15 protein-coding genes and 1 pseudogene are annotated in these 14,806 nt (G+C 68.3%); 12 read left to right on the plus strand and 4 right to left on the minus strand.

Annotation, left to right across the window (positions count from 1 at the left end; translation table 11 throughout):
• Positions 1-51 precede the first annotated feature (51 nt).
• Both rsmG and AC1DOM_RS01180 read right to left on the minus strand, forming a co-directional pair.
• Complete coding sequence (gene rsmG, locus AC1DOM_RS01175; RefSeq protein ID WP_498959404.1) at positions 52-699, minus strand: 16S rRNA (guanine(527)-N(7))-methyltransferase RsmG; 648 nt, start codon at positions 697-699, stop codon at positions 52-54.
• Positions 700-711: 12 nt separating this feature from the next.
• Positions 712-1,296, minus strand: a complete 585-nt coding sequence (locus AC1DOM_RS01180) for a 4'-phosphopantetheinyl transferase family protein (RefSeq protein WP_498959406.1) — start codon at positions 1,294-1,296, stop codon at positions 712-714.
• 87 nt (positions 1,297-1,383) lie between these two features.
• Between AC1DOM_RS01180 and AC1DOM_RS01185 the strand changes: the two genes are divergently transcribed.
• Together AC1DOM_RS01185 and AC1DOM_RS01190 are read left to right on the plus strand one after the other, a co-directional pair.
• Positions 1,384-2,733, plus strand: a complete 1,350-nt coding sequence (locus tag AC1DOM_RS01185; RefSeq protein WP_498959408.1) for an AMP-binding protein — start codon at positions 1,384-1,386, stop codon at positions 2,731-2,733.
• A 161-nt stretch (positions 2,734-2,894) separates the two neighbouring features.
• Positions 2,895-3,164 carry a GlsB/YeaQ/YmgE family stress response membrane protein gene (locus AC1DOM_RS01190; protein ID WP_498959410.1) on the plus strand — a complete coding sequence of 90 codons (270 nt, stop codon included), beginning with the start codon at positions 2,895-2,897 and terminating at the stop codon, positions 3,162-3,164.
• Positions 3,165-3,260: 96 nt separating this feature from the next.
• On the opposite strand, the gene xth is transcribed toward AC1DOM_RS01190, so the two are convergent.
• Positions 3,261-4,028: an exodeoxyribonuclease III gene (xth, locus tag AC1DOM_RS01195; protein WP_498959412.1), complete on the minus strand. Its 768-nt coding sequence runs from the start codon at positions 4,026-4,028 to the stop codon at positions 3,261-3,263.
• A 68-nt stretch (positions 4,029-4,096) separates the two neighbouring features.
• Between xth and cysK the strand changes: the two are divergent.
• A pseudogene (gene cysK, locus AC1DOM_RS01200) lies at positions 4,097-5,101 on the plus strand (cysteine synthase A); the annotation flags it as partial.
• Complete coding sequence (locus AC1DOM_RS01205; protein WP_498960187.1) at positions 5,081-5,596, plus strand: glutaredoxin; 516 nt, start codon at positions 5,081-5,083, stop codon at positions 5,594-5,596. The pseudogene cysK and the gene AC1DOM_RS01205, both read left to right, overlap by 21 nt.
• On the opposite strand, the gene AC1DOM_RS01210 is transcribed toward AC1DOM_RS01205, so the two are convergent.
• Positions 5,593-7,020 carry a coniferyl aldehyde dehydrogenase gene (locus tag AC1DOM_RS01210; RefSeq protein ID WP_498959414.1) on the minus strand — a complete coding sequence of 476 codons (1,428 nt, stop codon included), beginning with the start codon at positions 7,018-7,020 and terminating at the stop codon, positions 5,593-5,595. The genes AC1DOM_RS01205 and AC1DOM_RS01210 overlap by 4 nt on opposite strands.
• Before the next feature lie 38 nt (positions 7,021-7,058).
• Here AC1DOM_RS01210 and AC1DOM_RS01215 point away from each other — a divergent pair, with 38 nt between their 5' ends.
• The 8 genes from AC1DOM_RS01215 to AC1DOM_RS01250 all read left to right on the plus strand — a co-directional run bounded on the left by AC1DOM_RS01215 (position 7,059) and on the right by AC1DOM_RS01250 (position 14,786).
• Positions 7,059-7,598, plus strand: coding sequence for a gamma carbonic anhydrase family protein (locus AC1DOM_RS01215; protein ID WP_498959415.1), 540 nt, complete (start codon positions 7,059-7,061; stop codon positions 7,596-7,598).
• A gap of 65 nt (positions 7,599-7,663) precedes the next feature.
• On the plus strand, positions 7,664-8,176 hold the full coding sequence (locus AC1DOM_RS01220; protein WP_498959417.1) for an RDD family protein: 513 nt from the start codon (positions 7,664-7,666) through the stop codon (positions 8,174-8,176).
• Positions 8,177-8,195: 19 nt separating this feature from the next.
• On the plus strand, positions 8,196-8,876 hold the full coding sequence (locus AC1DOM_RS01225) for an RDD family protein (protein WP_498959419.1): 681 nt from the start codon (positions 8,196-8,198) through the stop codon (positions 8,874-8,876).
• The gene (locus AC1DOM_RS01230) at positions 8,873-9,871 is read left to right on the plus strand and encodes a stage II sporulation protein M (RefSeq protein ID WP_498959422.1); all 999 of its coding nucleotides are present in this window, start codon (positions 8,873-8,875) and stop codon (positions 9,869-9,871) included. Before AC1DOM_RS01225 ends, AC1DOM_RS01230 begins: the two co-directional genes overlap by 4 nt.
• Positions 9,861-11,357 carry a DUF4129 domain-containing protein gene (locus AC1DOM_RS01235; protein WP_498959424.1) on the plus strand — a complete coding sequence of 499 codons (1,497 nt, stop codon included), beginning with the start codon at positions 9,861-9,863 and terminating at the stop codon, positions 11,355-11,357. Before AC1DOM_RS01230 ends, AC1DOM_RS01235 begins: the two co-directional genes overlap by 11 nt.
• On the plus strand, positions 11,354-12,484 hold the full coding sequence (locus tag AC1DOM_RS01240; protein ID WP_498959426.1) for a DUF4350 domain-containing protein: 1,131 nt from the start codon (positions 11,354-11,356) through the stop codon (positions 12,482-12,484). Before AC1DOM_RS01235 ends, AC1DOM_RS01240 begins: the two co-directional genes overlap by 4 nt.
• Complete coding sequence (locus AC1DOM_RS01245; RefSeq protein WP_498959428.1) at positions 12,481-13,488, plus strand: AAA family ATPase; 1,008 nt, start codon at positions 12,481-12,483, stop codon at positions 13,486-13,488. The genes AC1DOM_RS01240 and AC1DOM_RS01245 overlap by 4 nt, the downstream gene beginning before the upstream one ends.
• Positions 13,485-14,786 (plus strand): DUF58 domain-containing protein, encoded by a 1,302-nt coding sequence (locus tag AC1DOM_RS01250; RefSeq protein ID WP_498959430.1) that lies wholly within the window; start codon positions 13,485-13,487, stop codon positions 14,784-14,786. Before AC1DOM_RS01245 ends, AC1DOM_RS01250 begins: the two co-directional genes overlap by 4 nt.
• The last annotated feature ends 20 nt before the right edge of the window (positions 14,787-14,806 follow it).

A 14,806-nucleotide genomic window follows, 5' to 3' on the forward strand; every position in this document is an offset into this window, starting at 1 on the left:
CGATGTCCCCCGGTGGTTCGGCGCTGCTCGGTGGAGGCGGCCGGATCCCGATTATGCCGCAGCCACGACGATGAGGTGCCGCTCGGCATCGAGACCGGGCACACGCATCGGATGCAACTCACGAACGTGCCATCCCGGCGGCAGCGCGGCGATCTCTTCGCTGGGCACGACGCCCTTCATTGCGAGCAGAACGCCACCGGGTCGCAGGAGATGGCCGCCGGATTGCAGGATCGCGGGGAGCGTGGCGAGCGCGCGCGCGGTGATCGCATCGAACCGGCCGGGGGCGTCGAAGGCCTCGATCCGCGATTCGACGGCCTCCGCGTTGGCCAACCCGAGCTTGCGGATCGCCTCGCGCAGGAAGCGCACCTTCTTGCCGTTGCTCTCCACCAGCGAGACCTGCAGCCCCGGTTTGGCGATCGCCAGCGGAATGCCGGGGAGGCCCGCGCCGGTGCCGAGATCGGCCAGGCGCGCAACGTCGTCGACGTACGGGTGCATCGCCAGCGAATCGAGCAGGTGCTTGGCGATCATCTCGCGCGGGTCGCGGATGGCGGTGAGGTTGTAGGTGGCGTTCCACCGAACCAGCAGCGCGACGTAGTCGAGCAGGGGCGTGGCGAGGGCGACATCCAGGCCGAGCGTGCGCAGGCCCGCTTCCAGTTCGGGGCGCAGGGCGGACAGGTCGGGGGCGGCAGGCGTCGTCATGGGGCGCGCATCTTAGCGGCCGCGCCACGCGAGCGCCGCACGATAGCCCGGTCGCGGCGCCCATTCATGCAAGGACCAGGGGCCGCCGAGGCCGGCGTGCGGGTGCGTCATCGCCAGCCCGCCGTCGAGATCGGCCAGCCCGAACTTGTCCAGGCCATAGGCGATGCCGCGCCCATGTGCCTTCAGCACCGCCTCCTTCGCGCACCACAGGCGGAGGAAGGCTTCGTTGCGGTCGGGTTCGGGCAAGGCGCGGAGCCAGTCGTGTTCGGTCGCGTGGAAGAAGCGGTGCGCCAGTTCCAGCGCGCGCGGGCGCGGGCGGGCGCGTTCCAGATCCACGCCGACATCCACGTTCTCCCCCAGCGCGATCAGCAAGCCATCGCCGCTGTGGCTCCAGCTCACGTCCAATCCCTGCAGCGCGCCGGCCAGGCGCGGCCGGCCCAACGCATCGCGGTGCAATTCGATCGAGGCCGACGGCACCGCCAGCACCGCCCCCAGCCAATCGCGCACGAGTGGCTCTGCGGGCGTGCCGCGGGCGTGGTCGCGCCAGGTCCAGCGCGGCAGCCGGACCGGATCGACCGATGTGAAGGCGGGTTCCATCGTGTGGGGGAACAATCCCGGGACCAGGAAGCCAGCGTAAAGTACGCGAAGGGGGGCGGCTCAGGCCGCCAAGGGAAAAGCAGGGCCATGTCCGCAGTCATCCAGACCGGCGCACGCGCGCCGCACACATCCATTGCCGCGGGCGATCCGTCGCGCGCGGTGGTCTTCGACGCACGTGGGGACGTGCCGCTCAAAATCTTCCTGGCGCAGGTGCGCGGCGTGGCCGCGATGCTGCCGCCGGGGTTGCATGCGATCAACCTGTGCGAAGACCGCTATCGCTTCCTCGTCGCCTTCTGCGCGATCGCGCTGCGCGGGCAGACCAACCTGCTGCCGCCCTCGCGCGCGCCGGGCATGGTCGACGAGGCGATGGCGCAACATCCCGACAGTTATTGCATCGGCGATGGCGACCTCTCACCCGCTCCCGCGCGCTACCTGCGCTTGCCCGACGTCCTGCCCGAACGCGTCGGCGAGACGCCGACGCTCGACGACGATGCGCTGGTCGCGATCGGTTACACCTCCGGCAGCACCGGCCGCCCACAGGCGAATCCGAAAACCTGGGGCAGCTTCCGACGCAGCACGGCGCAGAACTTGGCTGCTTTGTCGGATCTGTGGCCCGAAGGCGACGCGCACCTGGTCGCGACGGTGCCGCCGCAACACATGTACGGCATGGAGATGTCGGTGTTGTTGCCGCTGCTCGGGCCGGTGGCCGTGCACGCGGCGCGTCCGTTCTTCCCTGAAGACATCGCGCTCGCGCTCGCGCACGCACGCGCACCGCGCATCCTGGTGACCACGCCGGTGCACCTGCGCGCGCTGCTGGTTTCCGGCTGCGACTTGCCGCCGATGCGCGCGATCGTGTCGGCAACCGCGCCGCTGTCGACGGAACTCGCTGCGCAGGCCGAAGCGCGTTTCGGTTGCGAAGTGCGCGAAGTCTTCGGTTCGACCGAAACCTGCGTCATCGCGCGCCGCCGCACCGCGCACGAAACCGCGTGGACGCCGCTGCCCGGCGTGCGCGTGGTGCCGCAGCCCGACGGCACCGCGGTGCATGCGCCGCACCTGGAAACACCGGTCGTCCTCGCGGACCTGATCGAAACCCACGCCGACGGCACGTTCGTACTGCGCGGACGCAACGCCGACCTGCTCGAAATCGCCGGCAAGCGCGCTTCGCTCGGCGACATGACGCGCAAGCTGCTCGCGATTCCGGGCGTCGAGGACGGCATCGTCTTCCAGCTCGACGAACCCGGCGAAGGGGGCGTGCGCCGCATCGCCGCACTCGCCGTCGCACCCACGCTCGACGAAACCTCGATCCTCGCCGCATTGCGGCGCGCACTGGATCCGGTCTTCCTGCCGCGACCGCTGCGTTGCGTGCCCATGTTGCCGCGCAACGAAACCGGAAAACTGCCGCGCGAAACACTCGCGGCGCTGCTCGCGGGCGCGTGACGCGCCCTTCACGAAATTCACAAACCGCTGAAAACAAGCGGTTTTTCGCCACAATTGAGTTCTGACTCCACCTTCACGCGTGCCCGCAGAGACTGCCGCCGTACCCCCTTCCCCTGGGGGGTCACGCGGAATTCGCTGACACATTCAAAAGGAGTGGGTGCATGAACATCATCATCTGGTTGATCGTTGGCGGCATCGTCGGTTGGCTGGCCAGTCTCATCATGCGGACCGATGCGCAGCAGGGCATCATCCTCAACGTGATCGTCGGCATCGTCGGCGCGTTCCTGGGCGGCTGGCTGGGCGGCATGCTCGGCATCAGCGGCGCCAACATCAACGAAGGCTTCAGCGTTACGGGCTTCATCATCTCGCTGATCGGCGCGGTGGTCCTGCTCGCGATCGTCAATCTGTTCCGCCGCGGTCGCGTGCGCTAAGCACTGCGGAAACGGCATGCGAGGCGCGGTCAGGGATGGCCGCACCCCGCGACAGGAACAAAACCCGGCCTCGCGCCGGGTTTTGTTTTTTGGCGCTCAGTCGATCTGCACCCACACCGGCGTGTGGTCGCTCGGCCGGTCCCAGCCGCGCGGCACGGTGTCGATGCCCGCGGCCGTCGCGCGGGCTTTCAGGGCGTCGCTGATCAGCACCAGGTCGATGCGCAATCCCCAGTTGCGCTGGAATGCGGCGAGCCGGTAATCCCACCAGCTGTAATGGCCGCCGTCTTCGTTGAACAGGCGGAAGCTGTCGTGCAACCCGAGATCCAGCAGCGCGCGCAGCGCTTCGCGCTCGGGCGTGGAGCACAGGATCTTCTCGCGCCAGCGCTTGGGATCGTGCACGTCGCGATCGTCCGGCGCGATGTTGAAATCCCCCAGCACGATGAGGTTCGGGTGCGCCAGCAACTCGGCGCGCAGCCATTCGCGCACGGCCGCCAGCCAGCGCAGCTTGTAGTCGAACTTCGCGCTGCCCACGCTTTCGCCGTTCACCACGTACAGATCCACGATGCGCAGGTCGCCGACGGTGGCCGCCAGCACGCGCTTCTGTGGATCGTCGAAACCAGGGATCGCCGTGATGCACTCGCTGCTGAACGGCAGGCGGCTCAGCAGTGCCACGCCGTTGTAGGTCTTCTGGCCGCAGAAAACGCTGCGGTAGCCCAGGGCGGCGAGGTCCGAATCGGGAAACCGCTCGTCGTCGAGCTTGGTTTCCTGCAGGGCGACGATGTCCGGCTGCGCCTCGCGCAGCCATTGCGACAGGTGCGCCATGCGCACGTTGAGCGAATTGACGTTCCAGCTGGCGATCTTCAAGCAGGCGGTCCCTTTGGCGCGCGCTGTCGCGTTGGTCCTGATGCAGGAGCCCCCACGGAGACAGCAAGGTGCGGTACGACACGATACTCGACACGATCGGCAACACGCCCCTGGTGCGGCTGGGAAAACTCGCGCCGCCGGGCGTCAACGTGTACGCCAAGCTCGAATCCTTCAATCCGATGGCCTCGGTCAAGGACCGCATGGCGCGCGCGGTGATCGAAGCCGCCGAACGCAGCGGCGCTCTCGCGCCGGGCCAGACCGTGGTCGAAGCCACCAGCGGCAACACCGGTATCGGGCTTGCGATGGTGTGCGCGCAGAAGGGCTATCCGCTGGTCGTGGTGATGGCTGAGAACTTCAGCATCGAGCGCCGGAAATTGTTGCGTTTCCTCGGCGCGAAAGTGGTGCTCACTCCCGCGGCGGACAAAGGCTCGGGCATGCTGGCCAAGGCCGTTGAACTCTCGCAGGCGCACGGGTGGTATCTGTGCCGACAGTTCGAGAACCCGGCGAACGCCGAAGTCCACATGCGCACGACGGCGAAGGAGATCCTCGCCGACTTCAGCGATGCGCCCCTGCATTGCTTCGTCACCGGCACGGGCACGGGCGGCACCTTGCTCGGCGTGGGCCGCGTGCTGCGACAGACCGATCCGCGCATCCGCATCGTGGTCGCCGAACCGGACAACGCGCCGATCCTCGCCAGCGGCATTCCGCAGCCGCGCGATACAAGCGGCAATCCCAGCCGCAGCCATCCGCACTTCCAGCCGCACCTGATCCAGGGGTGGACCCCCGATTTCATCCCGCGCCTCACGCAAGCGGCGCGCGACGAAAACCTGGTCGATGAAATCTTCCCCGTCGCAGGCAACGACGCCCTGCGCCTGGCGCGCGAACTCGCCACGGTCGAAGGCATCCTCGTCGGCACCTCCAGCGGCGCGACCCTCGCCGCGGCGCTCACCGTCGCGCGACGCAGCGCCCCCGGCACCAACATCGTCTGCATGCTCCCCGACACCGGCGAGCGTTACATGTCGACGCCGCTGTTCGAACACATCAGCGAAACGATGGACGAGGACGAAGTCGCGATCTCGCGTTCAACCGCCGGCTATCGATTCGATCGCGCACCGCCGCCGCCGGCGTGCGCCGTTCCGGCGCTCGCGCAGGCGCCGGCCGAAGAACCGCTCGACGCGCAGGCCGAAGCCTTCGTCGCGCGGGTCGTGCGCGAGAAGCCCGTCGTCCTGTTCGCGCTGGAGTGGTGCGAATTCTGCTGGGCGGTGCGCAAGCTGTTCGCGCGCCTGGGGATCGAATACGAGAGCGTGGACCTGGATTCGGTCGCCTATCAGCAGAACGATCTCGGGGTGAAGTTGCGTGCGGTGCTACGCGCGAGATTTGCGCCGACGATCCCGCAGATCTTCATCGGCGGCGATTGCATCGGCGGATGCACGGAGTTGTTCGATGCGATGCGCAGCGGCGAGATGCAACGTCGGCTCGATGCACTGGGCGTGGACTACGACAGGACGATCGCGCTCGATCCGTACACGTTGCTCCCCAACTGGGTGCATCCCCGCGAGCCGGCTTAGCGCGCGAGGAAACGTACCAGGCGATCGACGAATCCGGTGTACGGCGGCCGCAACAGATCGGTCGCCGCCCAGCGCGACTGATGCAGCACCGGCAGTAATTTGCTGAAGGTGTCGAAGCCGGCGCGGCCATGGATCGCACCCATGCCGCTCGGCCCGCTGCCGCCGAAGGGCAGCGTATCGACCGCGAAATGCACCAGCGTGTCGTTCACCGTTACGCCGCCGGGCAGCGTCGCGTCGACGATGCGCTCGACCGTCGCGCGATCGTTGGAGAACGGATACAGGGCCAGCGGCCGATCGTGCGTGCCGATGTAGGACAGCGCCTCGTCGACCCGCGCATATGACTTCACCGGCAGGATCGGGCCGAAGATCTCGTGCTGCATGATCGCGCTGTCGTCCGGCGCATCCAGGACCACCGTCGGCGGCAACAGGCGTTCGGCCTGCATCCGATCGGGCGCAATGTCGATGAGCGGCAGGACCGTCGCGCCGCGCGCCCGCGCATCGGCGAGTAACGCCTGCAGGCGATCGAACTGCGCGGTGTTGATGATGCGCGTGTAGTTCGACGCGTCCGACAGATCGCCGAAACGCGCCGTCACCTGCGCGCGCAGGGCCTCCACGAACGCATCGCGCCGCGCGGCATCCACCAACGCGTAATCCACGCCGATGCAGGTCTGCCCCGCGTTGAACCACTTGCCGCTCGCGATGCGCGCCGCGGCCAGCTCCAGCGGGAAATCCGGCGCGACCACGGCCGGCGCCTTGCCCCCGAGTTCGAGCGTCACCGGCGTCAGGTTCGGCGCGGCGGCGGCCATCACCTTGCGACCGACCGCGGTCGAACCGGTGAACAGCAGATGGTCGAAGGGCAGCGCGGAGAATGCGGCGCCGACATCCGCGCCGCCGACCGCGACCGCCACGCGATCGGCGGGAAACACGTCGGCGAGCAATGCGCGCAGGAATTCGCTGGTGCGCGGCGTGTGCTCCGACGGTTTGAGGAACACGTGGTTGCCCGCCGCGATCGCCGAGACCAGCGGCACGAGCGCCAGGTTCACCGGGTAATTCCACGGGCTGATGATGCCGACCACGCCGACCGGCATCGGCCGCAGTTCGGCGCGCGCCGGCCAGAATTTCCAGCCCACGCCCACGCGCCGCGGCTTCGCCCAACGGCGCAGCTTGCGGCGCGCCAGGTCGATTTCCGACAGCGTCACCATCGCCTCGGAAATGAGGTTTTCGTGCGGCGATCGATGGCCGAAATCGGCGCGGATCGCCGCATCCATCGCATCCAGGCGCTGCGCGAGGAGGTGGCGCAAACGGCCCAGGTCGGCCCGGCGTTGGTCCACGCCCGGCTTGTTCGCGCGCCAGGCATTCCTGAGCGATTCCAGCGTCGGGCCGAGCTCCGCCAGGGCCGGCGACGGGGCATTCATGTCGTTCATGGCGGCAGTGTATGCGCTGCAGTCCTTACAATGCCGCCATGTCCATCCGTTCCTATTCCGGGCACCTGCCCGTCCTCGGCGAGCGCGTCTACGTCGATCCGGCCGCCACCGTCATCGGCGATGTCGTGCTCGGCGACGATGTCTCGCTGTGGCCCGGCACTGTCGTGCGCGGCGACGTCAACTTCATCCGCATCGGCGCGCGCACCAATCTCCAGGACGGCACCGTCGTCCACGTGAGCCACGATGGCCCGCACGCGAAGCTGGGTGGCTTCGCGACCGTTATCGGGAGCGACGTGACCATCGGTCACAAGGCGATCGTCCACGCGTGCCGCATCGAGGACGCGGTGCTGATCGGCATGGGCGCGATCGTGCTCGACGGCGTGGTCGTCGAGAAACACGGTTTCGTCGGCGCCGGTGCGCTCGTCGCGCCGGGCAAGGTCGTCGGCAGCGGCGAGTTGTGGCTGGGCAATCCGGCCAAGCGCGTGCGCATGCTGTCGGACGCGGAAATCGAAGCGCTTTACTACTCGGCCGGCCACTACATCCGGTTGAAGGACCAGTACCTGTCCGCCGCACCCTGAGTTGCGGGCCGATCCGCGCCAGTCCAAAGTAGGGGCGGGGACAGTCGCAGCATCAGGGGAACAACATGCAGGACACCAACGGCGTCAATCCGTACGCCGCGCCGAGTGCGCGCATCGAACAACACAACGCCTACGCGGACGAACAGATCGCGCTCGCCTCGCGTGGCAGGCGCCTGGGCGCCGTGATTCTCGATGGCCTGATCTTCGGTGCCGCCTTCCTGATCGCCATGGTGCCGCTCATGATGATCAGGGATGCGCAGGGCTCGGCATCCAAGAGCGCAGTGTGGATCGTCATGGGGATCGTCTTCCTGGTGTTCGGCGCGATCAACCTCGTGCTGCTGTACAAGCACGGCCAGACCATGGCCAAGCGCCTGCTGGGCATCCGCATCGTGCGTGGCGACGGCAGCCGCGCGAGCCTGGGCCGCATCCTGTTGCTGCGCAGCATCGTGCCCGGCTTCATCGGCGGCATCCCGCTGGTCGGCCCGCTGTTCACCCTGACCGACGCGCTCTTCATCTTCGCCGACGACCGCCGCACGTTGCACGACAAGATGGCGGACACGATCGTCGTCGACGCCTGATCGAAGCAGCAAGACCGTCGTGCTCGACACCGTTCGCGAGGTCCACACGCCCGAAGGCGTCGCATTGCGATTGCCGACGGCCGGTCCCGTGCCGCGCGCGCTTGCGTGGGCGATCGATCTCGCGATCCGCGGCGGGATCACGATCGCGGCCAGCACGGTGCTGCTCGGATTGCAGCAAGCGGGCATGGGCTTGTACGCGATCGTGGTCTTCGTGCTGATGTGGGGCTATCCCATCGTGTGCGAAGGCGCGTTCAACGGGCAGACGCCCGGCAAGCGCGTGATGGAATTGCGCGTGGTGTCCGCCGACGGTGCGCCCGTGGGCTGGATCGCGGCGATCGTGCGCAACCTGCTGCGCACCGTGGACATGCTGCCCTTCGGTTACACCGTCGGCCTGATCGCGACGCTGGCCGATCCGCATGGCCGCCGCCTCGGCGACATGGTCGCGCACACGGTCGTCGTGCATGTTCCGAACGAACGCGCGCGGCCACCGCTCGTCGAGGTCGAAGCGCTCGGTCCCGCGGTGCCGCTGCGTCCCGCGGAACAGGCGGCGGTCATCGCCTTCGCCGAACGCGCGCCGCGCTTGACGCCCGAACGCCAGCGCGAGCTGGCCGACATCGCCGAACTGGCGACCGGCGCGCGCGGCGATCTCGGCGTGCGACGCCTGGCCGGCATCGCGAACTGGTTGCTGGGTCGTCGATGAGGCAGGAACAGTTCGTCTCACGGCACGGCGTGGAATGGCGCGACTTCGAAGCGTGGCTCGACGCGCGCGCGAACAGCCCGCGTCGTGCGCGCAACGACCGCACGTGGCGCGGTCTGCCCGACGAAGATGCGCCGCACGCGTATCGACGCCTGTGCCAACAGCTCGGTCTCGCGCGCCGGCGCAATTACAGCCCGGCCGTCGTCGATCGCCTGCAACAGCTGATGCAACGCGGGCATACCGCGCTGTACCGCGCCGCGCCGCCGCGCTGGTCGCGCATCCCGCGGTTCTTCCTCGCCGAGTTTCCGCGCCTGGTGCGCGCGGAGTGGGCCTGCATGTCGATCGCGCTGGTTTGCTTCGTGCTGCCGCTGGTCGGAATGTACCTTCTCGTTCGCTTCCATCCCGAACTCGCCTCCAGCGTGCTCTCGCCGCGCCAGCTCGCGGAGATGGAGGTGATGTATTCGTCGGCCGAGGCCACCGGCAAGATCGGGCGCGAAGCCGGCACCGACGTGGGCATGTTCGGCTTCTACATCTTCAACAACGTCTCCATCGGGCTGCGCACCTTCGCCGCCGGATTGCTGGCCGGCGTCGGCAGCCTCTTCATGATGGTCTTCAACGGCGTGTTCTTCGGCACGATCGCCGCGCACCTGCAGAACGTGGGCCTCGGTCCGAACCTGTGGCGCTTCGCCGTTGGCCACGGCAGTTTCGAACTCACCGCGATCGTGATCGCCGGCGGCGCGGGGCTGCGCCTGGGCCTGGATTGCATCGCGCCCGGGCGGCGCAGCCGCGTCGATGCGCTCATCCATGCCGGCAAGCGCGGTGCGCGCCTGTGCCTGGGCGTGGCGTTGATGTTGTTGATCGCGGCCTTCATCGAAGCCTTCTGGTCGTCGATGGCGACCTTGCCCGCGACGCTGATGTATTCGGTCGCCGGCTTGCTGTGGACGCTGGTTTTCGCATGGCTCGCCTTCGGCGGCCGGGGCGTGCCCGATGCGGATTGACCAGGTCTCCGTCGAACTGCGCCCGCGTTCCTCGTGGGAAGCCGTCGAACTCGGTACCGCGTTGGTGCGCACGCACGCGCGCGCGATCTGGATTCCATACGTTCTGATAACGCTGCCGGTGTACGTGGCCTTGTGCGTCGCGTTCGCATGGATGGGTCGATTGGAGTGGGTCGGCGTCGCGTACTGGTGGCTCAAGCCGGTGTTCGATCGCATTCCCTTGTTCGTCGTCTCGCGCGCGGTGTTCGGCGCGGTGCCGGGCGTGCGCGAAACACTCGCCGCGCAGCGCACCTGGGGATGGCGCTGGATGGCGCATTACCTGACGTGGCGGCGCTTCGACCCGTACCGCGCGCTGTATCTGCCCGTCGACCTGCTCGAAGGCGGCACGCGAAAGTGGAAACGCCGCAACGTGATCGGCGGTTCGGCGCGCGGCGTGGCGGGGTGGCTGATGTTGGCCTTCGTCAATTTCGAGATCGCATTCTTCGCCGGCGTGATCGCGCTCGTGCCGATGTTCACGCCGGTCGATGCGTGGCAAGGCCTTGCCGAACGCTTCGGCACCTCGTATTTCGCGCAGTCGATCTGGCTGCAAGTGGTGACGGCGACACTCGCGTACATCCCGACGACCTTGCTCGAACCGTTCTACATCGGCGCCGGCTTCGGTCTTTATCTCAATCGCCGCACGCAGTTGGAAGCGTGGGACGTCGAGCTTGCGTTCCGTCGTTTGCGCGAACGACTGGGGGGCGCGCTGCTCATCGCCTTCTTCACCCTCGGCCTGACTTTCGCGCCCGGCCGCCCCGCGGTCGCCGCGCCGGCGAAGGCCGAAGTGAACGATCTGCGCGGCGCGATGGGCGATGCGTACGTCGATCCCGCGGACTTGGCCAAAGCCATCGAGGCGACCGACAAGGATCCGCTGCTGCATCCGGTCGAACGCCGCACGATGTGGGTGCCGCGCAATGCCGAGCAGAAGAAACCGAGCAACGCCGGGCCGATCGCGCTGTTCATCGCGGACCTGATCGGGGGCCTGGTGAAGTACGCGTTGTGGATCGTGCTGGGCTTGTTGGTGGGCACGCTGCTGTGGACGTTCCGCACCTGGTGGCCATGGTTGCGGTCGATGGCGCCGCAGCGTCGCCTGGCGCCTTCGCCGATCGACACCACGCCGATCGACCACGACCAGGCCTTGCCCGACGACGTCGCAGGCACCGCACGCACGCTGTGGTCGCAGGGCCTGGCGCGTCGCGCACTGGCGTTGCTGTATCGCGCGAGTGTCGAAAGCATGGTCGCCCGCACCGGCGCCACGCTCGTGCCCGGCGCGACCGAAGCCGAATGTCTCCGCGCATCGCGCGCATTCGGTGAAGCCGAAGATCGCGATGTGTTCGCGCGCGTCGTGCGCACCTGGCAGTACGCCGCCTATGCCGACCGGATGCCGGCGCAGGCCGACTTCGAAGCGCTGCTCGCGCGTGCGGCCACGCGCTTCGGATGGGCGGCATGACGCGCGGCAAGAACATCGCCATCACGGCGATCGCGCTCGCCGCGATCGGGTTGCTCGTCGCCTGGTTCCTCCTGACCTTCGAACGCAAGACGCAGGACTTCCCGCTGCCGCCCAAGGGCGAAGCGGTCTACAACCCCTTGTACGGATTGAAGGTCGCGTTGCTGCAGGCGCACCAACGCGTGCAAACGCGCCCGCACCTGTTCGACGACAAACATCCGCTGCAACCGGGCGACACGGTGCTGGTGCTCGCCGATCCCGCGCAGCTGTCGCAGCGGGAAGCGCAGGCCTTGCGTGCGCACGTCGCGCGCGGCGGGCACCTGATCGTGCAGGCGCCGAACGCCCTGCTCGGCAAGAGCGGTCGCGTGCCCTTGCTGGAAGGCTTGGGCGTCCTCAACCATGCGTTCGTCGAAGATGCGTGCCTGTTCGCGAAGGGCGCGCAGGCGAAGGACTACTCCAACGCCAGCCACCTGCTGTGCGCGGATCGCTTCACCCTCGCGAAGTCGGCCGCGCCCGTCCTCGCGTGGCGCGATCCTTACGGAACCGCGTTCGCGCGTTTCCGGGAGGGGGCAGGCACGCTCGACGTCGTCGCGACGCTCGACATCGCGCGTTCGTCCAGCCTGCGCTGGGGCGGGAATTCGGCGCTGCTGTCGCAAGTGCTCCGGCCCAACTGGAATCGCGGCACGTTCCATCTCATCTACGCATCCGAAATGCCGTCGCTGTGGCGCCTGCTCGCCGAAAATACCTGGCGCGTGCTCATCGCACTGGTACTGTGCATCGGCGCGTGGCTGTGGATGCGCATGCAGCGCTTCGGCCCGCGCCTGCCGTCGCCGCCCGACGCGCGCCGTTCGCTGCTCGAACACGTGCAGGCCACCGGCGACCATCTCTACCGCTACGGCCGCGCGCACCTGCTGCATGCGGCGCTGCGCAAGCACGTGATCGCGCGCCTGCGCCGCACCGATGCGGTCGCCGCCGCGCTCGACGGCCAGGCGCAGGTCGATCGACTCGCGCAACGCACCGGTTTGCCGCCCGCCGACATCGCCGATGCGCTGCATTCGCCGCGGCCGTTCGACGCCAAGGATTTCCGTTTCCGCATCGCCCGCCTCATTGCCCTGGGACGACACACATGAACGACATCGCCACGCCGGCCACGCCGGTTGTTCCTTCCAACGCGATCACCGGCGAGGCGCTCGTCGCGCAGGCCGCCGCCATTCGCGACGAAGTCGGGAAGGCCTTCATCGGGCAGGACGCGGTGCTCGACCAGGTGATCGTCGCGCTGCTGGCGGCCGGCCACGTGTTGCTCGAAGGCGTGCCGGGCCTGGGCAAGACGCTGCTCGTGCGCGCACTCGCGCAGGCACTGGGATGCAATCACGCACGCGTGCAGTTCACGCCCGACCTCATGCCGAGCGACATCAGCGGCCACGCGGTCTACGACCCGAAATCCGAACGCTTCCAGGTGCGCCGCGGCCCGGTGTTCACCAACCTGCTCCTCGCCGACGAAATCAATCGCGCACCGGCGAAGACGCAATCGGCCTTGCTCGAAGCGATGCAGGAACAGCAGGTCACCATCGAAGGCCAGAGCTTCCCGCTCGCGCCGCCGTTCATGACGCTCGCCACGCAGAACCCGGTCGAACTGGAAGGCACGTATCCGCTGCCCGAAGCGCAGCTCGACCGCTTCCTGCTCAAGCTGCTCATCGGGTATCCGACACTCGCAGACGAGAAGCGCATGGTGACCGCGGTGAGCGAAGGCCGCATGGCGTCGGACTTCGATCTGGCGAGCGTGCGTCGCGTCGTCGCCGACGGCGACATCGTGCGGCTGCAATTGGGAACGGCCGCGGTTCGCGTTGATCCCGCGGTGATCGATTACGCAGTGCGCGTCACCGCCGCGACGCGCAAGTGGCCGGGCATCGCGTTGGGCGCGGGCCCGCGCGGCAGCATCGCGCTCGTGCGCACCGCGCGCGCGCAGGCCGTGCTCGCCGGCCGCGACTTCGTCACGCCCGACGACATCCGCGAAATCGCGAAACCTGCCTTGCGCCATCGCATCGCGCTCGCGCCGGAGTTGCAGATCGAAGGGCAGGCACCGGACGACGTGCTGCACGCGCTGCTCGCCAAGGTGGAAGCGCCGCGCCAGTGAGGCCCGCACCGCCCCTGCTGTGGGCGCTGGCGGCGTGGGCGCTGGTCGGCGCGCTCGCGAGCGCTTCGCCCGTGCCATCGCTGGCGTGGTCGCTGGTCGGTGGCGCGTTGCTGTGCGTGCTGCTGATCGATGGATGGCGCCTGCGTCGTCGTGCCGTGCCCGACATCGCGCGCCTCATTCCTGACGCTTTGCCGCTGGGCGTCGAACGTGAAGTGACCTTGCAGATCGACAACGGCGGCGCGCCGCTGCGCATGGACGTACATGACCTGCATCCCGGCGCGTGGGCCGCGCAAGGTTTGCCGCGTTCGCTGACCCTGCAGCCGGGAACGAGTGCGAACTTCGCCTACACCCTGAAACCGATCGAGCGCGGCGACCACGTGTTCGAAGGTGTGCACGTGCGACTGCATTCGCCTTGGCGCCTATGGCGCCGCGCGCTGGTCGCGGGCACGGCGCGTTCGGTGCGCGTGTTCCCGAATTTCGCACCGCTCACGCGCCTCGCGATGCTCAGCGCGGACCAGGCCTCGCGCCTGGTCGGTGCGCATTTGAAGCGCCGTCGTGGCGAAGGCACCGATTTCCACCAGATGCGCGATTACCGCGTCGGCGACAGCCTGCGTCAGGTGGACTGGAAGGCGACCTCGCGCATGCGCCGCCTGATTTCGCGCGAGTACCAGGACGAGCGCAACCAGCAACTGATCGTGGTGATGGACACCGGCCGCCGCATGCTCGCGCGCGATGGCGAGCTCACGCATTTCGATCGCGTGCTCGATGCCGCGCTCGTCGTGTCCTATGTCGCGCTGCGCCAGGGCGACGCCGTCGGGCTGCTCGCGACGGGCGGCGACCAGCGCTTCGTCGCCCCGCAACGCGGCATGGCCGCGATCGACACGCTCCTGCAAGCGACCTACGACGTGCAACCGCGCGCGGTGGCCACCGACTACCTCGCCGCCGCGGCCGAACTCGCGACGCGACAGACGCGCCGGGGACTGGTCATGCTCGTGACCAACCTGCGCGACGAAGACATCGACGACCTGCTGGTCGCGGTGCGCATGTTGCAGCGCCGTCATCGCGTCGTGGTCGCCAGCCTGCGCGAAGAAGCGCTCGACGCCGCGCTCGAAAGCACGACCGACGATCTCCAGGGCGCGCTGCGCGTCGCCGCCGTCGCGCGCTACCTCGAACAGCGCAAGGCCGCGCACGATGCGCTGGCCAGCCAGCACGTACAGGTGCTGGACGTGACGTGCGCGCAATTGCCCGCGGCGCTGGTCGAGCGTTACCTGGCGATCAAACGCGACGGCGCGCTGTAACGCCGGGACCGGGGACCCGG

This window comes from Lysobacter sp. P5_B12 (assembly GCF_056400425.1).